The organism is Pseudomonas sp. efr-133-TYG-23 (genome assembly GCF_030209215.1).
Classification (GTDB): Bacteria; Pseudomonadota; Gammaproteobacteria; order Pseudomonadales; family Pseudomonadaceae; genus Aquipseudomonas; species Aquipseudomonas rhodesiae.
The window spans coordinates 374721-399405 of the sequence record NZ_JARVSL010000027.1; the positions used below are offsets into that span (position 1 = coordinate 374721).

At 60.1% G+C, this 24685-nt stretch carries 27 protein-coding genes, 1 tRNA gene and 1 pseudogene; 15 read left to right on the forward strand and 14 right to left on the reverse strand.

From position 1 onward, the window contains the following. The first annotated feature begins 11 nt into the window (after positions 1–11). Both QRN41_RS19620 and QRN41_RS19625 read left to right on the forward strand, forming a co-directional pair. The gene (locus QRN41_RS19620) at positions 12–980 is read left to right on the forward strand and encodes a MucB/RseB C-terminal domain-containing protein (protein ID WP_285422026.1); all 969 of its coding nucleotides are present in this window, start codon (positions 12–14) and stop codon (positions 978–980) included. 234 nt (positions 981–1214) lie between these two features. Beyond that, positions 1215–2654, forward strand: a complete 1440-nt coding sequence (locus QRN41_RS19625) for a DegQ family serine endoprotease (protein ID WP_167416496.1) — start codon at positions 1215–1217, stop codon at positions 2652–2654. A 68-nt stretch (positions 2655–2722) separates the two neighbouring features. Here QRN41_RS19625 and QRN41_RS19630 read toward each other — a convergent pair whose 3' ends face one another. Continuing rightward, positions 2723–4156, reverse strand: coding sequence for a M48 family metalloprotease (locus QRN41_RS19630; protein ID WP_285422027.1), 1434 nt, complete (start codon positions 4154–4156; stop codon positions 2723–2725). Between the two features lie 97 nt (positions 4157–4253). On the opposite strand from QRN41_RS19630, the gene QRN41_RS19635 reads away from it, so the two are divergent. After that, positions 4254–4493 (forward strand): sulfurtransferase TusA family protein, encoded by a 240-nt coding sequence (locus tag QRN41_RS19635; protein ID WP_034137355.1) that lies wholly within the window; start codon positions 4254–4256, stop codon positions 4491–4493. A 31-nt stretch (positions 4494–4524) separates the two neighbouring features. Next, the gene (locus QRN41_RS19640; protein WP_034137356.1) at positions 4525–5595 is read left to right on the forward strand and encodes an AI-2E family transporter; all 1071 of its coding nucleotides are present in this window, start codon (positions 4525–4527) and stop codon (positions 5593–5595) included. 30 nt (positions 5596–5625) lie between these two features. Here QRN41_RS19640 and QRN41_RS19645 read toward each other — a convergent pair whose 3' ends face one another. Both QRN41_RS19645 and QRN41_RS19650 read right to left on the reverse strand, forming a co-directional pair. Next, positions 5626–6099, reverse strand: coding sequence for a peroxiredoxin (locus tag QRN41_RS19645; protein WP_285422028.1), 474 nt, complete (start codon positions 6097–6099; stop codon positions 5626–5628). A 10-nt stretch (positions 6100–6109) separates the two neighbouring features. After that, positions 6110–6670, reverse strand: coding sequence for a glycine cleavage system transcriptional repressor (locus QRN41_RS19650; protein ID WP_003189463.1), 561 nt, complete (start codon positions 6668–6670; stop codon positions 6110–6112). 273 nt (positions 6671–6943) lie between these two features. On the opposite strand from QRN41_RS19650, the gene dapA reads away from it, so the two are divergent. The 7 genes and pseudogenes from dapA (at position 6944) to QRN41_RS26375 (ending at position 12672) form a co-directional block, all read left to right on the forward strand. Continuing rightward, positions 6944–7822: a 4-hydroxy-tetrahydrodipicolinate synthase gene (dapA, locus tag QRN41_RS19655; RefSeq protein WP_034137358.1), complete on the forward strand. Its 879-nt coding sequence runs from the start codon at positions 6944–6946 to the stop codon at positions 7820–7822. Between the two features lie 17 nt (positions 7823–7839). After that, complete coding sequence (gene bamC / locus QRN41_RS19660; protein WP_285422029.1) at positions 7840–8955, forward strand: NlpB/DapX family lipoprotein; 1116 nt, start codon at positions 7840–7842, stop codon at positions 8953–8955. A gap of 4 nt (positions 8956–8959) precedes the next feature. Continuing rightward, the gene (locus QRN41_RS19665; RefSeq protein ID WP_034137360.1) at positions 8960–9718 is read left to right on the forward strand and encodes an MBL fold metallo-hydrolase; all 759 of its coding nucleotides are present in this window, start codon (positions 8960–8962) and stop codon (positions 9716–9718) included. 27 nt (positions 9719–9745) lie between these two features. Next, the gene (purC, locus tag QRN41_RS19670; protein ID WP_034096403.1) at positions 9746–10459 is read left to right on the forward strand and encodes a phosphoribosylaminoimidazolesuccinocarboxamide synthase; all 714 of its coding nucleotides are present in this window, start codon (positions 9746–9748) and stop codon (positions 10457–10459) included. An 83-nt stretch (positions 10460–10542) separates the two neighbouring features. Beyond that, positions 10543–10632, forward strand: a tRNA-Ser gene (locus QRN41_RS19675). 414 nt (positions 10633–11046) lie between these two features. Next, positions 11047–11814, forward strand: a pseudogene (locus QRN41_RS26370) (MCP four helix bundle domain-containing protein); the annotation flags it as partial. 48 nt (positions 11815–11862) lie between these two features. Further along, entirely contained in the window at positions 11863–12672 is an 810-nt protein-coding gene (locus QRN41_RS26375; RefSeq protein ID WP_502941905.1) for a methyl-accepting chemotaxis protein, read from the forward strand. A 44-nt stretch (positions 12673–12716) separates the two neighbouring features. On the opposite strand, the gene QRN41_RS19685 is transcribed toward QRN41_RS26375, so the two are convergent. From QRN41_RS19685 to QRN41_RS19720, 8 genes are all read right to left on the reverse strand, one after another. Then, on the reverse strand, positions 12717–12917 hold the full coding sequence (locus QRN41_RS19685; protein ID WP_167416500.1) for a cold-shock protein: 201 nt from the start codon (positions 12915–12917) through the stop codon (positions 12717–12719). A gap of 59 nt (positions 12918–12976) precedes the next feature. Then, positions 12977–13189, reverse strand: coding sequence for a cold-shock protein (locus QRN41_RS19690; protein WP_034137363.1), 213 nt, complete (start codon positions 13187–13189; stop codon positions 12977–12979). Between the two features lie 180 nt (positions 13190–13369). Beyond that, positions 13370–15310 carry a PAS domain-containing hybrid sensor histidine kinase/response regulator gene (locus tag QRN41_RS19695; protein WP_167416501.1) on the reverse strand — a complete coding sequence of 647 codons (1941 nt, stop codon included), beginning with the start codon at positions 15308–15310 and terminating at the stop codon, positions 13370–13372. Next, a complete protein-coding gene (locus QRN41_RS19700) occupies positions 15300–16163 on the reverse strand; it encodes a sensor histidine kinase (RefSeq protein WP_034096414.1) in 864 nt (287 codons plus the stop codon). Before QRN41_RS19700 ends, QRN41_RS19695 begins: the two co-directional genes overlap by 11 nt. After that, the gene (locus tag QRN41_RS19705; protein WP_173603381.1) at positions 16156–17163 is read right to left on the reverse strand and encodes an ATP-binding protein; all 1008 of its coding nucleotides are present in this window, start codon (positions 17161–17163) and stop codon (positions 16156–16158) included. Before QRN41_RS19705 ends, QRN41_RS19700 begins: the two co-directional genes overlap by 8 nt. Continuing rightward, positions 17154–17558, reverse strand: coding sequence for an anti-sigma regulatory factor (locus QRN41_RS19710; RefSeq protein ID WP_034137365.1), 405 nt, complete (start codon positions 17556–17558; stop codon positions 17154–17156). Before QRN41_RS19710 ends, QRN41_RS19705 begins: the two co-directional genes overlap by 10 nt. Then, a complete protein-coding gene (locus tag QRN41_RS19715; protein ID WP_034096416.1) occupies positions 17555–17917 on the reverse strand; it encodes an STAS domain-containing protein in 363 nt (120 codons plus the stop codon). The genes QRN41_RS19710 and QRN41_RS19715 overlap by 4 nt, the downstream gene beginning before the upstream one ends. A gap of 2 nt (positions 17918–17919) precedes the next feature. Continuing rightward, positions 17920–18771 (reverse strand): STAS domain-containing protein, encoded by an 852-nt coding sequence (locus tag QRN41_RS19720; protein ID WP_034137366.1) that lies wholly within the window; start codon positions 18769–18771, stop codon positions 17920–17922. A gap of 168 nt (positions 18772–18939) precedes the next feature. Here QRN41_RS19720 and QRN41_RS19725 point away from each other — a divergent pair, with 168 nt between their 5' ends. Next, positions 18940–19842, forward strand: coding sequence for a LysR family transcriptional regulator (locus tag QRN41_RS19725; protein WP_034137367.1), 903 nt, complete (start codon positions 18940–18942; stop codon positions 19840–19842). Here QRN41_RS19725 and QRN41_RS19730 read toward each other — a convergent pair. Then, complete coding sequence (locus tag QRN41_RS19730) at positions 19834–20592, reverse strand: substrate-binding domain-containing protein (RefSeq protein ID WP_285422031.1); 759 nt, start codon at positions 20590–20592, stop codon at positions 19834–19836. The genes QRN41_RS19725 and QRN41_RS19730 overlap by 9 nt on opposite strands. Next, positions 20592–21896, reverse strand: coding sequence for an MFS transporter (locus QRN41_RS19735; RefSeq protein ID WP_285422032.1), 1305 nt, complete (start codon positions 21894–21896; stop codon positions 20592–20594). The genes QRN41_RS19730 and QRN41_RS19735 overlap by 1 nt, the downstream gene beginning before the upstream one ends. A gap of 197 nt (positions 21897–22093) precedes the next feature. On the opposite strand from QRN41_RS19735, the gene QRN41_RS19740 reads away from it, so the two are divergent. From QRN41_RS19740 to QRN41_RS19750, 3 genes are all read left to right on the forward strand, one after another. Beyond that, positions 22094–22240, forward strand: a complete 147-nt coding sequence (locus tag QRN41_RS19740; RefSeq protein WP_167416504.1) for a hypothetical protein — start codon at positions 22094–22096, stop codon at positions 22238–22240. 122 nt (positions 22241–22362) lie between these two features. Continuing rightward, positions 22363–23286 carry a LysR substrate-binding domain-containing protein gene (locus QRN41_RS19745; RefSeq protein WP_034096422.1) on the forward strand — a complete coding sequence of 308 codons (924 nt, stop codon included), beginning with the start codon at positions 22363–22365 and terminating at the stop codon, positions 23284–23286. A 55-nt stretch (positions 23287–23341) separates the two neighbouring features. Continuing rightward, positions 23342–23704, forward strand: coding sequence for a 5-carboxymethyl-2-hydroxymuconate Delta-isomerase (locus QRN41_RS19750; RefSeq protein ID WP_123480471.1), 363 nt, complete (start codon positions 23342–23344; stop codon positions 23702–23704). Between the two features lie 25 nt (positions 23705–23729). On the opposite strand, the gene QRN41_RS19755 is transcribed toward QRN41_RS19750, so the two are convergent. Then, the gene (locus QRN41_RS19755; RefSeq protein WP_094064652.1) at positions 23730–24665 is read right to left on the reverse strand and encodes a LysR family transcriptional regulator; all 936 of its coding nucleotides are present in this window, start codon (positions 24663–24665) and stop codon (positions 23730–23732) included. Positions 24666–24685 lie beyond the last annotated feature (20 nt).

Below are 24685 nucleotides of genomic sequence, written 5' to 3' on the forward strand. Positions count from 1 at the left end.
TAAGGAGCTATATGCGCGCCATACCGCTCCTTACGCTTTTGCTCAGTGGTTGGTTGGTACTTCCCGCCCATGCCGATGAAGCCCAAGAGTGGCTGAGTCGACTTGGGCGCGCAGAGCAGCAGCAAAGCTTTGAAGGTACGTTCGTGTATGAACGTAACGGCAGCTTTTCCACCCATGACATCTGGCACCGTGTCCAGAATGGGCAAGTCCATGAGCGGCTTTTGCAGCTCGATGGCTCTGCTCAGGAAGTCCTACGGGTGGACGGCCGCACGCAATGCGTGAGTGGCACATTAGTCGCCGGCCTTGGCAATTCTCGAGAAGCCCCTTCCCGCGCGCTCGATCCCTCGAAACTCAATCAATTCTATGAACTGGCCGTGATCGGAAAATCCCGTGTTGCTGGCCGTGACGCTGTGATTGTGTCCATTACCCCCCGTGACCAATACCGCTACGGATTTGAGCTGCATCTGGATCGTGAAACGGCCTTGCCGCTCAAATCGTTATTGCTCAACGATCAAGGGCAGTTGCTGGAGCGCTTCCAGTTCACCCGCTTGAATACATCGACTCTGCCTGACGATCGCAATTTGCGGCCGAGCAAGGATTGCACGCCTATCGGAGCGGTAAATGACAGCCAGTCAGAGGTACAGCCGACCCAAGCTTGGCACTTGGAGTGGTTGCCACCGGGGTTTGAACTCACGAGTGCCACTGCGCGAGCGGACACCCGCACCAAGACCACCATCGACAGTTTGATGTATGAAGATGGTCTGGCGCGATTTTCGGTATTCCTTGAACCCATCAGTGAGGGGGGCGTGACGGAAAACCGTACGCAGCTAGGCCCCACTGTTGCGGTCTCCCGTCGCTTGAATACGGTTGACGGTGAAATGATGGTGACGGTTGTTGGGGAAATCCCTATCGGTACTGCCGAGCGTATTGCGCTTTCGGTGCGCGGTGAAAAAAAGGCAACCACTAAGCCCTTGCCGTGAGTTGTTAATCCTATGTTCATCCTGACCTTTCAATTTACAACCACTCACGCTTGGCTGCTGAAAGTATGAAATGTCTGGATCAGGATTTTCACTTGCAAAAATCGTCCATCTTTTTTATAGGTCAGAGCTTGTCGGCTCTGGCCTTGTTTTGTTCGCGGAACAAAAACGGCGGTCGCAGTTTCCGGCGTTTCTTGAACCCTGTCGCTCAACCCTGCTCGTCGTAACGGGAGCTGTATGTCGATACCTCGTTTGAAATCCTACCTATCCATAGTCGCCACGGTACTGGTGCTGGGTCAGGCTGTGACCGCGCAAGCGGCTGAGTTGCCTGACTTCACCCAATTGGTTGAGCAAGCCTCGCCGGCCGTGGTGAACATCAGTACCACGCAAAAGCTGCCTGATCGCAAAGTGTCGAACCAGCAGATGCCGGACCTTGAGGGCCTGCCGCCGATGTTGCGTGAGTTCTTCGAGCGTGGCATGCCACAGCCGCGTGCGCCCCGGGGGGGCGGCGGTGGTCAACGTGAAGCTCAATCTCTGGGTTCGGGCTTCATTATTTCGCCGGACGGCTACATTCTCACCAATAACCATGTCATCGCCGACGCAGATGAAATTCTCGTCCGCCTGGCCGATCGCAGTGAGCTCAAGGCCAAGTTGGTCGGTACCGACCCACGCTCCGATGTGGCCTTGCTGAAAATCGACGGCAAGGACCTGCCTGTGCTGAAGCTGGGCAAATCCCAGGATCTGAAGGCCGGCCAGTGGGTCGTCGCCATCGGTTCTCCATTTGGCTTTGACCATACGGTCACCCAAGGCATCGTCAGCGCCATCGGTCGTAGCCTGCCTAATGAAAACTATGTGCCGTTCATCCAGACCGACGTGCCGATCAACCCGGGTAACTCCGGCGGCCCGCTGTTCAACCTGGCTGGCGAAGTCGTGGGGATCAACTCGCAGATCTATACCCGCTCCGGTGGGTTTATGGGCGTATCGTTCGCTATCCCGATCGATGTGGCCATGGACGTATCCAATCAGTTGAAAAGCGGCGGCAAGGTCAGCCGTGGTTGGTTGGGCGTAGTGATCCAGGAAGTGAACAAGGATTTGGCTGAATCCTTCGGCCTCGATAAGCCGGCGGGTGCGCTGGTGGCGCAGATCCAAGACGGTGGCCCCGCCGCCAAGGGTGGTCTGCAAGTTGGTGACGTGATCCTGAGCATGAATGGCCAGCCAATCATTATGTCCGCCGACCTGCCGCATTTGGTCGGCGCACTCAAGGCTGGCAGCAAAGCCAAGTTGGAAGTGATTCGTGGCGGCAAGCGCCAGAACGTTGAGCTGACTGTCGGTGCGATTCCTGAAGAAGGCGCCACCCTCGATGCCCTGGGCAACACCAAGCCAGGCGCCGAGCGCAGCAGCAACCGTCTGGGGATTGCCGTAGCCGAGCTGACGGACGAGCAGAAAAAAGCCTTCGACCTCAAGAGCGGCGTGGTAATCAAAGAAGTGCAGGATGGGCCCGCTGCGTTGATTGGTCTGCAGCCGGGTGATGTGATCACTCACTTGAACAACCAGGCGATCGATAGCACCAAGCAATTCACCGATATCGCCAAGGCGTTGCCGAAGAATCGTTCGGTATCGATGCGTGTCTTGCGTCAGGGCCGTGCGAGCTTTATCACCTTCAAACTGGCCGAATAACCCGCCAGCTCAATAAAAAAGCCCCGCTTTCGTTTAACGAAGGCGGGGCTTTTTTGTGGGTGATGGGTTTAGCTCATCATGCCTTTGACCAGTCTTTCCTGCTCGATCAACTCACGCTGGCGTGCGTCGATACGTGACGACAGTGGGAAGTTGTTGCCGGCGCGACGCTTGGCAAAGTCCAGTTGCTGAATGGCCTGCTGGAAATCGCCGACTAGTGCGAAGTATTCGGCACGAGCCTGGTGCAGGCCGATGATGTTGCCGGACAACCCGCGGGTCTCCGCGACCTGATACCACACATCCGGGTCATCCGGGCGCGATTTGAGCAGCCCATCCAGCGCCTTTTCCGCATCGGCGGTGCGATTCTGCTTGAGCAGCAGGTCGACCCGAACTTGATTCAGCGGGTAATTGCTGGGGTATTGGGTCAACATCCTATCCGTGCGTTGCTGGGCGTCGGGCAGGCGGTTGTTGATGATGTCCAGCTCGATCTGCGCCAGGTTGTAGGTGATGTCGTTGGGTGCCTTGGCCAGCAGCGGTGCCAGGTTTTCACGTGCTTCCTTGAGTTTGGTGCCCTTGATCTGCGCGATGGCCAGGCCGTAGCGCGCTACATCGTTCTTTGGGTTCTCGTCGAGTTGCGCCTGGAAGCGTTTGGCGGCGAGGCCAGGGGTGTCTTCGTATTTCAATTGCACCCGTGCACGTATCAATTGGTAGCGCAGGCTGTCTTCCTTGCCGCCTGGTTTGGCCTGTTCGGCACGGTTACGGGTGTCGGCGATCCGTGACTCAGTTACCGGGTGGGTTAGCAGGAATTCCGGCGGTTTGGCATCGAAGCGGTATTGGCGCATCAAGCGCTCGAACATGGTCGGCATGGAGCGTGGGTCATAACCGGCTTTTTCGAGATTGACGATACCGATGCGGTCCGCCTCTTGTTCGTTCTGCCGGGAGAAACGACGCTGCTCTTGGATCGCGGCGGCCTGGGTGCCAGCGATCGCTGCGATGCCAGCATCGCCTGCGCCCGCTGCGGCAGCAATAATGCCGCCCAATAGCGCAGCCATCATCGGCACCTGCATGCGCTGTTGCGCTTCAACGCCTCGTGCGAAGTGGCGTTGGGACAAGTGCGCCAATTCGTGGGCCAGCACCGAGGCGTATTCTCCTTCGGTCTGGGCGTTGAGAAACAGCCCGCCGTTGACCCCAATGATCCCACCCGGTGCGGCAAAGGCGTTCAGTTGCGGGCTGTTGATCAGGATGAACTCCAGGCGCCGGTCGTTGACCTGGCTGGTCTCCACCAGTTTGTAGACACTGGTCTCGACATAATCCTTGAGTTGCGGGTCGTTGAGTTGCGACACCTGGCCCCGCAAGTACGCCAGCCAGGCGCGGCCCAGTTGGTACTCCTGCCGCGGCGAGACAATGGCAGAACTGGCGTCGCCCAGCGACGGCAGGTCATCGGCGAAGCCTGGGGAGGCCAGCAGGCAAGCCAGCGTCAGCAGGGTAGGGCGCAAAAAATTCATGCACAGGGCCTTTCGACAAAGAGCTTACTGTAGCCGGACACTGAGCTTCGGACCAGATATTCTAAGCACCCCCGAACGCTTGACCCGGAGTAAACCTATGACCGACACCGTCGCTTTTGACGCCGAACTTGATGCCAGTGGGCTCAATTGCCCGTTGCCCTTGCTCAAGGCCAAGTTGGAGCTCAACCGAATGGCCAGCGGTGCGGTGCTCAAAGTGATTGCCACCGACGCGGGCTCTCAGCGTGATTTCCGCACATTTGCCAAACTGGCTGGGCACACCCTGTTGCACGAAGAAGACGCCGCCGGTGTGTACCGTTACTGGTTGCGCAAGGCCTGAACCGTTTGTTCCCACAGCCCGAGGTTGATTGATGTTCAAAGTGTTACGTGACTGGATTCAGCGCTACTTCTCCGATGAAGAAGCGGTGGTGCTGGCGGTCTTGTTATTCCTGGCCTTTACGGCGGTGTTGACCTTGGGTGGCATGCTGGCCCCGGTGCTAGCGGGCATGGTGTTGGCGTATCTGATGCAGGGATTGGTGACGACGTTGGAGCGCCTGCGCGTACCCGGCGGGGTAGCGGTTGGGTTGGTGTTCGCGTTGTTCATGGGCCTGCTGGTGGTGTTTATCGTGGTGGTGTTGCCATTGCTCTGGCATCAGCTGATCACGCTGTTCAACGAATTACCGGGGATGCTCGCCAAGTGGCAATCGCTGTTGCTCCTGTTGCCGGAGCGTTATCCCCATCTGGTATCGGATGAGCAAGTGCTGCAGGCCATCGAAGTGGCGCGCGGTGAAATCGGGAAATTCGGGCAATGGGCGCTGACGTTCTCCCTATCCAGCCTGCCGTTGCTGGTCAACATCATGATCTATTTGGTACTGGTGCCGATCCTGGTGTTTTTCTTTCTCAAGGATCGCGTAATGATCAGTCGCTGGGTACGCAGCTATCTGCCGCGGGAGCGGGCGTTGATTACCCGTGTGGCGCAGGAAATGAACCGGCAGATCGCCAACTACATCCGTGGCAAGGTGATCGAGATCTTTATTTGTGGCGGTGTGACCTACATCGCCTTCATCGCCCTGGATCTCAACTATGCCGCGTTGCTGGCATTGCTGGTCGGCGTGTCAGTGGTGGTGCCGTATGTGGGCGCGGTGGTGGTGACGGTGCCGGTGACGTTGATCGCACTGTTCCAGTGGGGCTGGAGTGATCAATTCATCTACCTGATGGCGGTGTACGGGATCATCCAGACCCTGGACGGCAACGTACTGGTGCCGCTGCTGTTTTCCGAAGCGGTCAACCTTCATCCGGTCGCGATTATCTGCGCGGTGCTGCTATTTGGTGGGCTGTGGGGGTTCTGGGGGGTGTTCTTTGCAATACCCCTGGCCACGCTGTTCAAGGCCGTGCTGGATGCCTGGCCGCGACAGGAGCCGGTGGTGGCGCCGCTGTTGTAGGGGCGAGCAAGCCCGCCCCGCAGCGTTTGCTCAGGCCTTGTTCAAGGCTTGGGCGGCGGCCAGGACGGCATCTACATGGCCTGGCACTTTGACGCCCCGCCATTCCTGGCGTAGCACGCCATCCTTGTCGATCAGGAAGGTGCTGCGATCTACACCCAGGTATTCCTTGCCGTACAGCTTTTTCAGCTTGATCACATCAAACAGCTGGCAGACTGCCTCATCTTTGTCGCTGATCAGCTCAAAGGGGAACTGCTGCTTGGCCTTGAAGTTCTCGTGGGACTTCACGCTGTCGCGCGACACGCCGAAGACTTCCGTATTGGCTGCCTGAAACGCCGCGTGCTGGTCACGAAAACCCTGGCCCTCGGTGGTGCAGCCTGGTGTGCTGTCCTTCGGATAGAAGTAGATCACCACTTGCTTGCCCTTGAGGGCGGCCAAGCTGAAGGTCTGGCCACTGGTGGCCTGGGCTTGGAAGTCGGCTACGGGTTGGTCGATGACTACCGCCATGGGTACTTCCTTACATTGGGTTCTGTGGGCGCCACGGTTCGATCAGGGCGTCGAGGTTCAACGCATCGGCGAAATCCAAGAACTGATCGCGCAGCCAGCTGATCTGCACTCCAGCCGGCAAAGTGACGGTAAAGGTGGCGTTGAGCATGGTGCCGCCGGTCTGGGGCGCCTGGTAGGTGTCACAGGTCAGGTTCTCCAACTCGACGTTATGGTCGATGAAGAACTGGCACAGTTCATTGACGATGTCCGAGCGGTAGGCCGAACTGACGTAGGCAACGTATGGCAGGGCCTGTGGGCGATTCTCCAGAGCGGCGCTGCGTACCACATTAACGGTGAAATCATGCTTCTTGGCCAGGCCCGGCAGGCCAGTCTCCAGGCGCGCCAGAGCGTCCCAGCTCCCGGAGATCTGCAGCACCAGGGCGCTGCACTCGCCGTGGCGGGTCAGGCGAGAGGTCACTACGGCGCAGCGGTTCTCATGGCTGGCGCGGCACAGGACGTTGGTCAGCTCCATGGGGTTGGCGCCGAGGGCACTGATAACAAGGAATTGTTCGCGAACTGTGGGGGTGGACATGCAGCCTTCCTAAAGCGATGAGCGGTCGATACCGAGAGGGCCGTATCGATCAAAGGATCAAGGGTAGCGAAAAGCGTCGCCAAGGGCTAGGAGGTGGCGTTTTCATTGCGTCGTTCAGCGGTTTTCAATGCTCGTCAAACCGTGCTCAGGCCCGATGATGGCGTTGATCGATGTTTAGTTGCGTCAGAACGCATCCTCACGCGGTACTTCGCTTGTGCAAGCATCTTGGCGCCAGTACCATTACGGCTCTCTTTTTCCGGCAGGAGCGGTTGCATGATTGCGGGCAGTATGGTGGCACTGGTCACACCCATGGATGCACAAGGTCATCTCGACTGGGACAGCCTGGGCAAACTGGTGGACTTCCACCTGCAAGAAGGCACCAACGCGATCGTTGCGGTCGGCACCACGGGTGAATCGGCCACGCTCGATGTGGAAGAGCACATCCAGGTCATCGAGTTCGTGGTCAAGCGCGTTGCCGGTCGTATCGCGGTCATCGCCGGTACGGGCGCCAATTCGACGCGTGAGGCGATCGAACTGACCAAAAACGCCAAGAAAGCCGGTGCCGATGCCTGCTTGCTGGTGACCCCGTACTACAACAAGCCGACCCAGGAAGGCCTTTACCAGCACTTCCGCACCATTGCCGAAGCCGTCGACATTCCGCAGATCCTCTATAACGTGCCGGGCCGTACCGCCTGCGACATGAAGGCCGAGACTGTGATCCGCCTGTCCACCGTGCCGAACATCGTCGGCATCAAGGAAGCCACTGGTGACCTGCAGCGCGCCAAGGACATCCTGGCCGGCGTGAGCAGTGACTTCCTGCTGTATTCCGGTGACGACGCCACCGCGGTCGAGCTGATTCTACTGGGCGGCAAAGGCAATATCTCGGTGACCGCCAACGTGGCCCCCCGCGCCATGAGCGACATGTGCGCCGCCGCACTCGCCGGCGATGCCGACAAAGCCCGCGCGATCCACGAGAAGCTGATGCCGCTCAACAAAGAACTGTTTATCGAATCCAACCCTATTCCCGTGAAATGGGCTCTGTACGAGATGGGCATGATGCCGGACGGTATCCGTCTGCCGCTCACTCGCCTCAGCGAAGCCTGTCACGAACCGCTGCGACAGGCCCTGCGCCAGTCCGGCGTCCTGGTTTAATTGAGGAAGCACTACGCATGAAGCGATTGGCCGGACTTTCCGCACTTGCCTTGATTATCTCCAGCACCAGTGGCTGCGGTTGGATCTGGGGCCCGGAAGGCTACTTCCGTGACCGCGGCAGCGATTATCTGGAAGCACAAGCAACCAAACCGATGCAATTGCCGCCGGACGTCAATGTCGCCAAGCGCCTTGACCCGTTGCTGCCGATTCCACGCAACGTTGCCGATGACACCGCCAAAGGTGAGTTCGTGGTACCACGTCCACAGCCGATCACGGCCGTGGCCGATGCCAGCGACTACAGCCTGCAAAAAAGCGGCGACTCGCGCTGGATCGTGGCGCAGCGCCCACCTGCCGAAGTCTGGCCGGTGGCGGTGCAGTTCTTCCAGGACAACGGTTTCCGCATTGACGAACAGCGCCCGCAGACCGGTGAATTCACCACTGCCTGGCAGCAGGGCAATGAGTTGTCCGCCAGTATGGCTAAGCGCCTGCAGGCCGGCGGTGTCGCCTCCGACAGCGAAACGCGCGTCCGTGTGCGCATTGAGCCAGGCGTGCAGCGCAATACCAGTGAAGTCTATGTGGTGAGCGCCGAGCGTCCTGCCGGCAGCACAGCGGACGTCGACTTCACCAACCGCTCGGTCAACACCGGTGTCGACTCGGCATTGGTCGATGAAATGCTGGCCAGTATGAGCCGTATTTCCGAGAAGGGCGGTTCGGTTTCCCTGCTCGCTGCACGAGATTACGACACCCCGAGCCGCGTCAGCCTCACCGAGGACGGCAGCGGTAACGTGGTGCTGAACCTGGGTGAAGACCTGGATCGTGCCTGGGCCAGCGTAGGCCGCGCGTTGGAGCAAGGCCCGTGGCGTGTTGAGGACATCAACCGGAGCCTGGGTCTGTACTACATCAACGTGGCGGAAAAGGCCGAACGTAAAGACGACGAGCCGGGCTTCTTCGGCAAGCTGTTCGGCAGCAAGCCGACCAAGGAAGAAGTCGAGACCCGCGCCGAGCGTTATCAGGTGCGTTTGAGCAAGGTTGGCGACGCGGTGCAAGTCACGGTCGAAAAGAACATCAATACCGTAGCGCCAGCTGAAACAGCGCGCAAAGTGTTGGGCGTGATTCAGGACAACCTGGGCTGATCCGATGCGTTTTGCCGTTCTCGGCAGCGGAAGCCAAGGGAACGGCACGCTCGTCGCCCATGACGACACCTATGTGCTGGTCGATTGTGGTTTCTCGTTAAGAGAAACCGAGCGGCGCTTGCTGCGCCTGGGGGTTCACCCTACGCAGCTGAGCGCGATTCTGGTGACCCACGAACATGCCGACCATGTGCATGGCGTGGGTTTGCTGTCTCGGCGCTACAATCTTCCGGTGTATCTGAGTCGCGGTACCTTGCGCGGGATGCGCAAACCCATTGAGCCTGCGGGTTTCCTGGCCGGCGGCGAGACCTTTCGGATCGGTGCCTTGAGCATTGATGTGGTCGCCGTAGCGCATGACGCCCAGGAACCCACGCAGTATGTGTTCAGTGATGGCGAGCGACGTTTTGGCGTGCTCACTGACCTGGGTTCGTATTGCGCCAGGGTGCTGGACGGCTACCGGAATCTCGATGCCTTGATGATCGAGTCCAATCACTGCCGTGACCTGCTGGCTCGTGGTCACTACCCGTACTTTCTCAAGCAGCGGGTGGGCGGCGAACTGGGGCATTTGAACAACCACCAGGCGGCGTACCTGGTGTATGAGTTGGGCTGGCAAGACCTGCAACACCTGGTCCTGGCCCACTTGAGCAGCAAGAACAACCTGCCGACGCTTGCCCGGCAATGTTTTGTCGACACCCTTGGGTGCGACCCGGACTGGCTGCAACTGGCCGATCAAGATTCAGGGCTCGACTGGCGACATATCGCCTAGCCCACCTCACTCAAAGCGGAGCCCATCATGGAAAAACGTGAAGAACTCTACCGCGGCAAAGCCAAGTCGGTGTACAAGACCGACGACGCCAACCGCCTGATCCTGCTGTTTCGCAACGACACCTCGGCGTTCGACGGCAAGCGCATCGAACAGCTCGATCGCAAGGGCATGGTGAACAATAAGTTCAACGCCTTCATCATGCAGAAGCTCGAAGCGGCCGGTATTCCGACCCAGTTCGACAAGCTGCTGAGCGACAACGAGTGCCTGGTCAAGAAACTGGACATGATCCCGGTCGAGTGCGTTGTGCGTAACTACGCCGCCGGCAGCCTGGTCAAGCGCCTGGGTGTGGAAGAGGGCATGAAGCTCAATCCGTACACCTTCGAGCTGTTCCTGAAGGACGATGCCAAAGGCGATCCCTTCATCAACGAATCCCACGTCGTGGCCTTCGGCTGGGGCACCGCTGAGCAACTGGCGCGCATGAAGGAGTTGTCCCTCAAGGTCAACGACGTGCTGAGCAAGCTGTTCGACGACGCTGGCCTGTTGCTTGTGGACTTCAAGCTGGAATTCGGTGTGTTCCACGACGGTTCCATCGTCTTGGGCGACGAATTCAGCCCGGACGGCTGCCGCCTGTGGGACAAGGCCACCAAGAAGAAGATGGACAAAGACCGCTTCCGCCAGGGCCTCGGTGACGTGATCGAAGCCTACGAAGAAGTCGCCAACCGTCTTGGCGTACCGCTGTAATCGACGCAAGCATCTGATAGCACGGAAAAAAATCTCGTAAGAGCTTTGCTTCCATGAAACAGGCTGTTATGATGCGCGCCGTTGGAGAGATGCCAGAGTGGCCGAATGGGACGGATTCGAAATCCGTTGTACCTTCACCGGTACCTAGGGTTCGAATCCCTATCTCTCCGCCATCATTGAATAACCAAAAGCCCCTGAAAGGTTTAATCCTTTCAGGGGCTTTTGCGTTTCCTAGGGCTTCTTCGTAGAGGTCGGTTGTGCCCAGTGCTGGTAACAGTGCTCTTCACTCAAACACGTGCCCCTGCGTCGAGGTTCCACTGGTCGAAGCCCTAGCGCGCCAGTGCGGTCGACAACGTTTCGAGGGCCAGGTCGGAAACGCGTGGGGGTAGGCAATCGATTTGCTCCAGTGGATTTAAAGCCCGCCGTTATCAAACCTGCCTCTCGCTGGGATTCTGTATTAGCGCATCTTAGAGCAAGCATCACATCCGCCAGGGCTTTTGCGTTCGGCTGTGCTCAAGTCCTTACCGGCGCAGCCGAAACCCTCTCATATGACGTCATACCCCTGCCTAATAAGAGAGCTCCTGCCAATGTCCCTTCGCAGCCTGTCCATTGCCCGCCGTGCGGGTCTGGGTTTTGCCTTGATTGCTTTACTCGTGGCCCTGCTGGGGTTTTTCGCGCTGTCCAATATGGCGAGCATCCGCGCCAGCGCTGTAAAGGTGGAGGCCGGACTGGTGCCCAAGATGCGGCTGGTGGCGGATATCCGTGAAATCATGCTGCGTATTCGTACGATCTCTTTGCGCATGGCTCTGGATCCGAATCCGACGAGTATCCCGCAGTACCGCAGCCAGATGGACACTCGCAGCCAGGACCTGACCAAACGGCTCGCGGAGCTCGACGCGGTCATTGATACGCCGGAGGTGCGTGCGCTTTACGAGCAGTTCCAAAGCTCGCTGCGCCAGTACGAACAGGGCTTGGCCCAATCCTTTGTCCTCGCCGACAAGCAGCAGGGGGCCGAGCTAAACAAGTTGCTGCTGGTGGACATGAAAACCGTGGTCGACGGCTCCGGTGCGCAGCTCAATGCCTTGGCCGATTACTACAACGCCCAGGTCAACCAGCAAGGTCAAGCGGCCGAGGCCCAGTACAGCCGCTCGCGCACCATGGTGTTCGGGTTTGTGCTTCTGGCCGGTTTGAGCACCGTGGCGCTGGCCTGGTTGTTGACGCGCAGTATTGTCGGTCCGCTGGGCCAAGCGATGCGCGCAGCGGAAAACGTTGCTCGGGGCGATCTGACCCAGACTTTGCAGGTCAGCGGCAACGATGAAGTGACCCGCCTGCTCGTGGCGCTGCACGCCATGCAAGGCAACCTGCGCAATACCTTGCAGTTGATCCGCCAGTCGGCCGCGCAAATGGCAGCCTCCGCCACGGATCTGAACGGCATCACCGACCAGAGCAGCCGCAGCCTGCAACAGCAGACGGCGGAAATCGAGCAAGCGGCCACGGCGGTCAACGAGATGACCTCGGCCGCCGAAGACGTGGCGCGCAATGCAGTGTCCACCTCCGAATCCACCCGGCTCTCCAATGAAACCGCGCGCGAAGGTCAGTACCGCGTCGGTGAAACCGTCAGCGCGATCCAGGCCCTGAGCAGCAACATCGGCGAAACTTCGACCTTGGTGCAGAACCTGGCCGAGCAATCGCGGGATATCGGCAAGGTGCTCGATGTGATCCGTTCGATCGCCGAGCAGACCAACCTGCTGGCGCTCAACGCGGCCATCGAGGCTGCCCGCGCGGGCGAGTCAGGGCGTGGCTTTGCCGTGGTGGCCGACGAAGTACGGGCCTTGGCTCATCGCACCCAGCAATCGACCCTGGAGATCGATCAGATGGTCACGGTCATGCGCACCGGTTCCAATGACGCGCTGACGTCGATGCAGTCCAGTACCCAACGCGCCACCGACACCTTGACCCTGGCCGAAGGGGCAGGCGGCGCCCTGAGCCAGATCACCGACTCCATTGACCAGATCCATCAGCGCAACCTGGTTATCGCCAGCGCCGCCGAAGAACAGGCACAAGTGGCTAAGGAAGTGGATCGCAATATCGTCAATATTCGTGATTTGTCGGCACAGTCGTCATCCGGCGCCGGGCAGATCAACGCTGCCAGCCAGGAACTGGCCCGCCTGGCCGTCGCCCTCAATGAGGCGGTGGCGCGTTTCCAGTTGTGATCAAGCGCGCGCCGCGAACAGCCGTTTCATGGCGCGCATCCGTGCTAGTTCACGGCTACGTCCTTCACGATCTCGATATTGATCGCCTGCCACTCACCGCCCGGACCTCTGACCCGTTCGTAAGTCACGATTTGTCCAGGGCGCAACGCCGGCCCACCGTCATAGCTGAAGAAAATCTCTTGCTCACCGTAGGGATTTGTCTCGTTGCTGGTGGGAATTGCAGTCTGTGGAGTTTCAATGGGCATGGCCGTTCTCCTTTTTCAGTGCAATACGTGGCCGGTTGTGGCCGGTAAGGGTGTGGGGGTTATTTTTCGATTTGGACTTTGTCCGCCTGCAGGCCTTTTTGTCCTTGCACGGTCTCGAACGTGACCTTTTGCCCTTCGGTCAGCGTTTTGAAGCCGGTGCCCATAATCGCTCTGAAATGCACGAACAGGTCAGGCCCACTCTCCGGGCTAATAAAGCCGAAGCCCTTGGTTTCGTTGAACCACTTCACAGTGCCGTGTTGTCTGTCGCTCATTGCTCATATCCTCGAAACCCTGGTGTCCACCGTCAGTCGAGTCGACCTGACGACGGTATCCATAATCAAAGTTCCGATGAGGCTGGGCGTCAACGCGCCACAAGACCAGCGGTACTGTCATTCTTGACAGGTTCGCCGCCCTTGGAAATGCGCCAGACTACGCAGTTATGGCCTTGAAAATCAGGTTGAGGACCCAGGTTTGGACGGTTCCAGCCCCTGGCGAATTTTTTCCAGCAATTGATCGATATGAAATGGCTTGGTGATCAGGTCCATGCGTTCGCCGAGAAAATCCTGTCGGTTCGCCGCATTCTCGGCGTAACCGGTCATGAACAGGATGGGTAACTCCTGGCGCAGAGCCCGCGCGTGATCGGCCAGTTCGCGGCCGGTCATGTATGGCAGACCGAAATCGGTGAGCAGCAAGTTAATCGTCGGGTCGGCTCGTAGCATGGCGATGGCTTCGTCGCCGTCCGCCGCCAGGCTGCAACGGTAACCGGCATCCACCAGCACTTCGGCCACGAAACCGCGCACTGACGGCATGTCTTCGACCACCAGGATATGTTCGCCGTGACTCACGCCCGGCATCGCCTCGACCTTGGTGGCCAGGGCTGGGGGGCCGTCGGCAGCGGGCAGCATGATGGTCACTTCGGTGCCCTGGCGGGTCACGCTGCGGATCTGTGCGTCGCCGCCGGACTGGCGCGCGAACCCGTAGATAGTCGACAGGCCCAGGCCGGTGCCTTGGCCCACCGGTTTGGTGGTGAAGAACGGGTCGAACACCTTGTCGATGACGCTGGGTTCGATGCCCACACCGTTATCCCGTACCGATAGGGCAATGTACGGGCCGTTTTCCAGTTTGGGGTTACCGGTGGAATACGCCGGGTAGGTGGTGACCCAGATGATTCCACCTTGTGGCAGGGCGTCCCGGGCGTTGATCACCAGGTTGAGCACGGCGCTTTCCAGTTGGATCGGGTCCACCATCGCCACAGCCGGGTTGTTGGTCAGCTCCAGATTCAGCGCGATGTGCTCGCCGATGGTGCGCATCAGCAACTCTTCCAGGGAACGGATATGCGCGTTGATATCGGTAGGCCGCGTATCCAGTGGCTGCTGGCGCGCGAATGCGAGCAGGCGGTTGGTCAGCCCGGCCGCGCTCAGGGCGGAGTTCAGCGCGGCGTCGGCGTAGCCCAGTACTTTGTCGGTGCGCTGGCTCTGGATGCGTTTTTTGATCAGTTCCAGGCTGGTGATGATCCCGGTCAGCAGGTTGTTGAAGTCGTGGGCGATACCCCCAGTGAGCTTGCCCAGCGCATCCATCTTCTGCGCCTGCAGCAATTGGGCTTCGGTGCGCGCCAGTTGGCTCGCAGCGTTGGCCAGTTCGGCCTGTTGATGCCGCTCGCGATGGCGATGCTCGGTCACGTCTTCAACAAACACCAGGCTCAGGCCGGCGCGGCGGTAGGGCGAAATCTGCCACTCGGTCTCGCGCAACTGGTCGTCGACCTTCATCAGCAAGGTACCTTTCCAGCGTTCACCAGCGGCCAGACGCAGGCACAGCTCCTGGATCACGGCCAATTGATCGGCGGCGAAGCATTCCAGCAGAGCGTCCGGGTTGAGGTTGTCGTGAATCAGTTGAGCGAAGGCGTGGTTGCACTCGTGGACTTTGAGCTGCGCGTCCATCACTGCGATAGGCGCACTGATGTTGAAGAAAATCTCACGAAAGCGTGCCTCGCTCTCGCGCAAGGCGTACTCGGTATCGCGGACCCGCAACAAGGTGCGCAGGGTGGCCAGCAGTACTTCAGGGTCCACCGGGTGGATCAGGTACGCGTCGGCGCCGGCGTCCAGGCCGGTGATGATATCGCCGGTCTCGATCGAGGCCGCCGACACATGCACCACCGGCAGCAACGCGGTGGCGGGGTCAGCGCGCAGGCCGCGCACGATATCGAAGCCGCTCATGTCCGGCAGGTTGACGTCCAGGATCAGCGCATCGATGGTGCGGCTGGCGATCAGGTCCAGGCCGTCCTGACCGGTGCCGGCCTCCAGCACTTGGTAGTGATGGTTCTCCAGGCGCCGGCGCAGGGCGTAACGCGTGGCGGCGTTGTCGTCGACGATCAGCAGTTGGATGTCACGTTTCATCGACGGTCTCGTTGGCGATGGAAAGGGGAATGACCACAAAGAACAACGAACCCACGCCGGGCGTGCTTTCTACCCCAACCCGGCCGCCCAGCAGCTCGGCGAAGCGCTTGCACAGCGACAGCCCCAGCCCGGTGCCGCGCAGGCGCTTTTGCAGCGGCGAGTCGATCTGCGAGAAATCCTCGAACAGGTTGCTATGCAGTTCGATGGGGATGCCAAGGCCAGTGTCCTGCACCGCGAAGCGGATCTCCCGCTCGTTCTCCATGCGCGCCGACACCCGCACCTCGCCCTGCAGCGTGAACTTCAGCGCGTTGGAGATAAAGTTGCGCAGGATCTGCGCGAGCTTTTTGTCATCGGTATAAAGCTTGGGCAGGCCGGCGGGCTCTTCGAAGATCAGGTCCACCGACGACGCATCCACAATCGGCCGGAACATGCCACGCAGGGCCGAGAATAGGTCGAACATATCGAACCAGGCCGGGGAGATGCTGATGCGCCCGGCCTCGATCTTGGCCAGGTCCAGCAGGTCGTCGACCATCTCGCGCAGTTCTCGCGCCGAGCTGCGGATAAAGCCCACCTGGGTGTGTTGCTCGGGGCTGAGTGGGCCGTCGAGTTCATCGTCCAGCAGGCTGGTGATACTCAGGATCGAGCCCAATGGCGTGCGAAACTCGTGGCTCATATATGACAGGAAGCGGCTCTTGAGGTCCGAGGCCTGGCGCAGTTGATCGGCTTGGGTATCCAGCTCGGCATACAGCGCCAGCACGCCTTGGTTGGTCTCGTCCAATTCGGCGCGCAGCGCATCGGCCTCTTGACGCAAGCGCTGGACTTCTGCGGCGAGCGAGGCAGTGGTATCAGCCATCGATGGCCTCCAGGGCAATCACGAAAACGGTGACGTCATCCCGGCCGCGACAGAAGTCACGGTGCAGGATGGCGGCGATCAAAGCCGGGTGGCGGTGCGTCAGCCCGGGATAGTCGGCCAGGTTCCAGCGTGACTGCAGGCCGTCGCTGAACAGGATCAGCAACTGGCCGCTGACCTCAGCGTAGTCGAATGGCTGCGCCTTGCGAAACTGCACGCCGACAATGCCTGGATGAGACGCCAGACCGCGGGACTTGCCAGGGCCGATCAGGCTGGCGCCGATATTGCCCACGCCGGTAAAGCGCAGGCTGCCGGTCGCCGCGTTGTATTGCGCCACGGCCACGGCGCCGCCACGGGTACCGCTCATGCCGGCGTGCATATCTGCCATCAGCAGCGTCGCTTCGTCAAAGGCGCCCCGTGCGAACACCTTCTCACCGTCCCGCGCGGCGCGTTCGGCTTCGCTGCCATGGCCCAGCCCATCGGCCACCATCACACTGAAACGGCCGGGTTCGATTGCCAGGTGCCAGGCATCGCCGCAGGCCGGGTCGTCATGCAGGGAGTGTTGGCTGACCCCGTAGCGTATGTCCTTGGCCGTCGAGGCTCTCGGATACAGGCGCGCGAGCATCGCCGTACCGCGTGGGTCGGCGTACACATCGAACACCTGGGCCACCCGTGAAATGGCGCCCATGCCGATGCCCTGGGTGCCGCCGGTGGAAAACCCGTCCACCAGGCAGCTGTCCAGGTCAAAGCCCTGGCCGCGATCCACGGCGATCATCTCCACACCGCCGTTGCCGGTGGCGCGCAGGTGCAATTGGCCGTGGGCGGCATGCTTGAGGATATTGCTGCTCAGCTCGGTGGCCACCAGGGCCACGCGACCGGCGTCGGTTTCGTCGAAGCCCAAGTGTTCGGCGAGTTTCTGTGCGGTACGTCGGGCGTGACCAATCTGGCTCACATCCTCGATCAACAACACCTGCGTGAGGGCGCTGGGAATATTCAGGACCATCGAGTGATCGTCACGCGGGTGCCCTGGCCGGGTGCGGTGTCCAGTTCGAATTCGTCCACCAGGCGCTTGGCGCCGGTCAGCCCCAGGCCGAGCCCGCCGCCGGAGGTCCAGCCGTCGGTCATCGCCAGTTTGATATCGGGAATGCCCGGGCCTTCGTCGCGAAACGTCAGACGAACGCCGGAGCGCAGGTCTCTCTCGACTATTTCCCAATCCATATACCCGCCGCCGCCGTAGACCACCGTGTTACGCGCCAGCTCACTGACGGCCGTGACCAATTTGGTCAGGTCGATCAGGCGCATGCCGCAATCCTGGGCCAGTTTGCGGACCAGTTGTCGAGCCAGCACAACGTCCTGTTCGATCAGCACGGGATGAGTGCCATTGCTGGCCAGGGTCATGAGTTTTCTACCCGCTCGCGCAACAGCTTCATGCCGCGTTCGACATTGAGTGCGGTGGCGACTCCAGGCAAGGTCATGCCCAGTTCCACCAGGGTAATGGCCACTGCCGGCTGCATACCCACCAGCACGGTCTGTGCATCCATGATCCGCGAGAGCCCGGAGATGGTGCCGATCATGCGGCCGATAAAGGAGTCGACCATGTCCAGCGCCGAGATATCGATCAATACCCCGCGCGCCGAGGTGCGGTTGATGCGTTCGGACAGGTCGTCTTGCAGCGTCAACGCGAGCTGGTCGTGCATATCCACCTGAATGGTCACGAGCAGAAACTCGCCCATCTGCAAAATCGGGATGCGTTCCATGGTCAGACGGCCTTGGTCACGGTCACGCCCAGACGCTTGAGGGACAGGGCCAGGGCGTCGGCGAGATTGGCCTTGGTGACGACGCCTTGCAGGTCAAGGCCCAGGTGAACGATGGTCTGGGCGATTTGCGGACGCACACCGCTGATGATGCAATCGGCGCCCATCAGGCGAATGGCGGTCACGGTCTTGAGCAGGTGCTGGGCCACCAGGGTATCGACTGTCGGCACGCCGGTGATGTCGATGATCGCAATTTCCGCGCCGGTGTCGACGATGCGCTGCAGCAGCGATTCCATCACCACCTGGGTGCGCTGGGAATCCAGGGTGCCGATCATCGGCAGGGCCAGCACGCCGTCCCACAACTTGACCACCGGCGTGGACAGTTCCAGCAGTTCTTCCTGCTGGCGTTTGATCACCAGCTCGCGGGACTTCTGGAAGGTACGGATAGTGTGCATGCCCAAGGCATCCAGCAGCTCGGAGATTTCCCATAGCTGTTCGGCCAGTTGCGCTGGCTGCTCGGCATATTCGCGTTGCAGCAGGGCGAACAGCGGGCCTTTGAGGGCGAAGATGAAACTGGCGGTTTGTTGCGAGTCCTGGCCGACCAGTGCGCGGCTGTGGGACAGCTTTTCCAGGAGTACGCGGGTTTCGGCCCAGTTCTCGTGGTTAACATTCTGCGAACCGCCCTGTTCCAGGGCTGCAATCAGTGTGTTCAGGAAGTCGTTGGCCTGTTGTTTCAGGTCGGCTTCCTTGACGTTGCGGGTGGCACCCGAGGCTTCGAGGCTTTCGATCCATGTGGTCAACAAGCTGAGTTTGTTGCTTTGCAGCGCCTGAACGGTAGTCGCGTGAAGTGTCGCCATGGGAAAGCTCCTGGATGCCTGTTATATGCTGCGCGCAATCTATACCAAAATGTGTGGTTTGAAACGGTTTACGCTAATTATTCCGGGGGATGTCTACAAAGTGCATCGCGCCACGTTCATGGCCCTCGGGTACTATAGATCGCCCCCCCTAGTCGGCCAGTGTTTCCCGTGATTATCAATTTCGATCTCAATGACCTTCAGGCCTTTCGTGCCGTGGTGGACAAAGGCAGTTTCCGCGGCGCTGCCGAGGCGATCCGCATCTCCCAACCGGCCTTGAGCCGCCGCATCGAAAAGCTCGAATCGGCGCTGGACGTGAAGCTGTTCGAGCGCACCACCCGGCGTGTCAGCCTGACCATGGTGGGACGCGCTTTTCTCCCGCAGGTCGAACGCATGCTCGACGACCTGGACCTCGCCCTGATGGGCATCAGCAACGTGGCGTCGACGCGCATGGGCAACGTCACCATCGCCTGCGTGCCTTCCACCGCGTACTACTTCATGCCTCACGTGATCTCCGAATTCCACAAGCTCTACCCGAAGATTCGTCTGCGGGTGCTCGATGCCAGTGCCGGCGAGGTGTGCAGTGCGGTAGAAAGCGGTGAGGCGGATTTCGGCGTGAGTTTCAGCGGCAGCCTGGCCGATGAGGTGGAGTTCGAACTGTTGTTGCAAGAGCGCTACGTGTTGGCGTGCCGGCGTGACCATCCGCTGGCCGGACGCGCCAGCGTGACGTGGGCCGAAGCCTATGAGCACGACTACATCAGCGTGGACAAGACCTCGGGCAACCGTTTTCTGCTCGACCAGGCCTTGCGTGGCGTGCGCGTTAAGAAGCTGAGTATTTGCGAGACCCACCACGTGACCACCATGATCGGGCTGGTAGAAGCGGGGCTGGGGGTGGCGATGGTGCCGTCGATTGCGATGCCGGCGTGCGAACACCCGATTCTGGTGAGCGTGCCGCTGGTGGAGCCGCAGGTGATGCGCAATGTGGGCTTGATCAAACGCCGCGGGCGGACTTTGCCGCCAGCGGCGCTGGAGTTGGAGCGCTTGGTGCGCGAGATGCCGTTTCGGTCAGCGTGACACCGAGTCCAGGCCGGTGGCCTGCACCGCCGGTTGCACCTCGGGAGAGGCGAGGAACTGCAGCAGCGCCTTGGCCTGCTTAGGGTGTTCGGCGTTCACCGGAATGCCCGCGGCGAAGCGCGTCACCGATTGCACGTCTTCAGGGATCTTGCCCACAAAGGTCACGCCCGGTACCGGCAACAGTTCCGCCACCTGCTGCAAGCCCACATCGTAATCACCCTTGGCCACCTGCTCGGCCACCGGCAGGCGTTCGATCATGGTGCCCTTGGCCGGCATACCGAGTTTCTTGAACAACTCTTTTTCCACATACACGCCGCTGGCACTGTCGGAATACGCCACGGACTTGGCGTTGCTGAGCACCGCCTTTAGCTCGGCGTCGGTGCCAATCGCCGGTTTCGGCTGCCCTTGCTTGACCACCAGGCCAATGCGCGAGTCGGCCAGTTCCACCCGTGAAGCGGGGTCCACCTTACCTTGCTTGATCAACTCATCCAGGGCATAGCCGACCATGATCACCACGTCGGCAGGTTCGCCGCGGGCCAGGCGGTTGGGAATCGCTTCCGGCGCCTTGCCCATGGACGGGCCGAGAATGGTGTCGAGGGTGTCGCCGCTGCGCTGGGCATATTGCGGGCCCAGCACTTTATAAGCTGCGGTGAAGCCGCCGGACGTCATCACCTTGAGCTGTTCGGCCTGGGCCGTCAGTGCCAGGGCGCCGAGGGCGAGGGCGGTCAGGGTTTTGAACATTGACTTCATCACACAGCCCCCTGCATCACTTGACCACGGGCGTTGGCGCGGCGGTACAGCGCCAGGGTCGAGCACAGCGCACACAGCGCGGCGAACATCATCCAATAGGCCGGCGAGGCTTTGTCTTCGGTGATGTGAATAAACCAGGTGGAGATCGCCGGGGTGAAGCCGCCGAAGATCGCGGTCGCCAGGCTGTAGGCCAGAGAGAAACCCGCCACGCGCACTTCCACTGGCATGATTTCGGTCAGGGCCGGGATCATGGCGCCGTTGTACATGCCGTACAGGAAGGAGAACCACAGCAGGGTTTCCAGCATATGCGCAAAGCTCGGCGCGTTGACCACGTAGGACAACGCCGGATAGGCCGTGAGCACGGTCAGCGCAGTCATGGCGATCAGCACCGGTTTACGACCGAAACGGTCACTGAGAGTGCCGCCGATGGGCAGCCAGACAAAGTTGGAAATGGCCACCAGCAAGGTCACCAGCAGTGCGTCGGAAGTGCTCAGTTGCAGCACGGTCTTGCCGAAGGTCGGCGCGTACACGGTGATCAGATAGAACGCAGTGGTGGTCATGGCCACCATCAGCATGCCGCCGATGACTACGGTCCAGTTCTTTACCAGGGTTCCCAGCACTTCGCGCATGGTCGGGCGATGCTTGCGGTTGGCGAATTCTTCGGTTTCCTGCAAGTTGCGACGCAGTACAAAGATAAACGGGATGATGACGCAACCCACCGCAAACGGAATGCGCCAGCCCCAGTCGGCCACCACCGACGGTTCCATCCACACGTTCAAGCCATAACCGAGCGCGGCCGCGACCACGATGGAGATCTGCTGGCTGCCCGATTGCCAGCTGGTATAGAAACCTTTGCGGCCCGGCGTGGCCATCTCGGCCAGGTACACCGACACACCGCCCAGTTCCGCGCCGGCCGAGAAGCCTTGCAGCAGGCGACCGAGCAGCACCAGCAGCGGCGCCCACAGACCAATGCTGTGATAGCCCGGCACCAGCACGATCAACAGCGTACCGCTGGCCATGATCGATAGCGTCACGATCAGGCCTTTGCGGCGACCCACGTCATCGATATAGGCACCCAAAACGATTGCACCCAGGGGTCGCATCAGGAAGCCTGCGCCGAACACGGCGAAGGTCATCATTAATGACGCAAACTCATTAGCGGCGGGGAAGAACGCGGCAGCAATGTAAGTGGCATAGAAGCCGAACAGAAAGAAGTCGAACTGTTCGAGGAAGTTACCCGAAGTAACGCGCAATACCGCGCCCACTTTGGAGTGGGCAGAGTCAGGCCGGGTTGAGCTAGTCATGGTGTTGTGTCTCCAGCGTTCTTTTTAAAGTGCTTGTTTCGCTTAAGACTTGGGATAGTGGCTGACACATTTAGAAATGATAAGTGAAAATTTTGGATTTATTGATGCGTCATAGCTATCAATCAAGCCGGCGGCCAAACCCTTTGTCCTGATCTATGCTTGTAGCTGTGTCCAATTCTTTGGGAGGGGAGGTGACAATGGGCAATGAACCGAAGCACCACGATGAACCGGAGCAGGAGCAGCCCCGGCAGCGCTACGAAGAGGAAAAACCGCAGACTTGGAAACATCCCGATGACGGCACGGAGCTGTCCGAGCGAGATCAGGAAATACCGCTCAAACCCTGATGACCCGGCCTGACCAGCACCGGCGGGTACCGACCTGCCGGTGTGTTTGGCGGCAATGCGCATAGACGCCCGCCGCGGCGCTTTCTACACTGCGGCTCGTCTAGGGCAGAGGGCAGGCGCCGATGAATCGCAATGAATTACGCAAGGCCGACATCAATCTGATGGTGGTTTTCGAAGCACTGATGCTTGAGCGCAACGTCACGCGCGTGGCGGAGAAGCTGTTTCTGGGCCAACCCACCATCAGTTCGGCGCTCAACCGTTTGCGTACGCTGTTCAATGATCCCTTGTTTATCCGCGTCGGCCATCGCATGGAGCCAACTGCGCGGGCCGAGGAAATTATCCAGCACCTGTCACCGGCCCTGGATTCGTTGTCGTCGGCCTTGAGCCTGACCCACGATTTCGACCCGTCCATCAGCACCATGACGTTTCGCATCGGCCTGTCCGACGATGTGGAATTCGGCCTGTTGCCGCCGCTGCTGCGCGCCTTGCGCCAGGAAGCGCCGAAGGTGGTGTTCGTGGTGCAGCATGTCGATTACTGGCGCATTCCCGATCTGTTGGCATCCGGCGACATTACCGTCGGCATCACCCAGACCCGTGGCCTGCCGGCCAATGCCAAGCGCAAATTGTTGCGTCATATCCGTCCGCGCCTGTTGCGCGCCGATGCCTCGGACACGCCGCTGACCCTCGATGAATATTGCGCACGGCCTCATGTGCTGGTGTCCCACACCGCCAACGTGTCGGGGTTCGCCGATGAGTGGCTGGCGGAAATCGGCCGCAAGCGACAGGTGGTGTTGTCGGTGCCGCAGTACAGCGCCTTGCCAGCGCTGCTGGCCGGCACTGACTTGATCGCCAGCCTGCCGGACTACGCCGCCGAGGCCATGGCCGTGTCAGGCAATCTGTTCTGCGAGCCATTCCCGTTCGAAACGCCGACCTTGGATCTGTCGATGGTCTGGCTCAGCCATGTGGACACCGACCCGGCCGAGCGTTGGGTGCGTTCGCGCTTGGAAGCGTTTATGGGGGATCGCGGGCCGGTGAACCCAGCCTGATGGTTTTATCCGTGTTATATCTACGCGTCTTCCTACAAATAACTCGGAGCGATCAATGCCGCATCTGCACCTGGAATACACCGCGAACCTCACCGACCTGGCCGTCGAGAAAACCCTGTTGCGGCTCAATAACGTGCTGATGGCGTCCGGGCAGTTCGGTTCCGAGTTCGATATCAAAAGCCGCGCGTTCAAGGTCGAGAGTTTCCAGGTCGGCACCTCGCTGAGCCCGCGGGCCTTTATCGCGGTGAAACTGTCCTTGCTCAGCGGGCGCTCGCCTCAGGTTAAAAAGCAATTGTCGGAGAGCCTATTGGCGGCCTTGCAGGACGTGGGCGAGTGGCCAGCGGATATGCAGGTACAACTCAGCGTGCAGTTGGTCGATATGGATCGCGAGTCCTACAGTAAAGTCGCCATCGGCTGATCACTGCCCCTAAGGTATGCGGGCGTCAGAGCAAGCCTTGCTCGGCGCAGACCTTCACCAGTTGTTCCCGGAACCAGGCATTGGCGCGGTCTTGCCCGCTGCTTTCATGCCACTGCATATCCAAAGTGAACCCCGGCAAGCCGTTGGGGGCTTCGCAGTGGCCGAAGGTGGTGGCCGGTGCCAGCAGTTTTTGCACGCGGCGGGGCAGGGTGACGACGTAGTCGGTGCCACTGATCATTTTCAAGGCCGCGCTGTAGCTGTTGGCCCGCGCCACCACCTGGCGTTTGTGCGCCTGGCGCCCGAGCCAACCGTCGATCATGTTGGTGTCGGATGTCCAGGGTGTCGGAAAAACATGGCGGCGTTCGACGAAGGATTGCAGGCTGAACGCCGATTCCCTTGGCGCGGCGTGTTTGTCGAACACACAGACCAGGTCATCCTCCAGCAGCATCTGGGTCTTGAAGTCTTTATGGGCGCGGTGGAAATGCGGGCCGAAACAGATCACCAGGTCCAAGCGGCCTTCGCGCAGGTCGTCGGCGGGGATATCGGTTTCCAGCTTGCGCACATTAACGATCACCGGCAGGTCGGCGCGATCGAATTGCTTGAGCAGGCGCGGCAGGATCAGCTGTTCGAAGTATTCCGGGGCGCACACATTGAAGGTCACCGCCTGCTGCTTGGGGTCGAAAGCCTGGCCACCGGCGTGGCACAGGTTGATGCTTTCGAGGATCTTCTGCACATGCTCGTACATGGTGGTGGCCTTGTACGTCGGCCGCATGCCCGCACGGGTGTTGATAAACAGCTCGTCCTCGAAACTGGTGCGCAGTTTCTTGAGGCTGTAGCTCACCGTGGATTGGCTGACAAACAGCGTTTCTGACACCTCGGTAACGCTGCTCTGGTCATAGACGGCGATAAACACCATCAAGTCCTGCATATCGAGTTTTCTGAGCAAGTTACTGTTTAACATCGGTTTCGTCCGTAAATCCC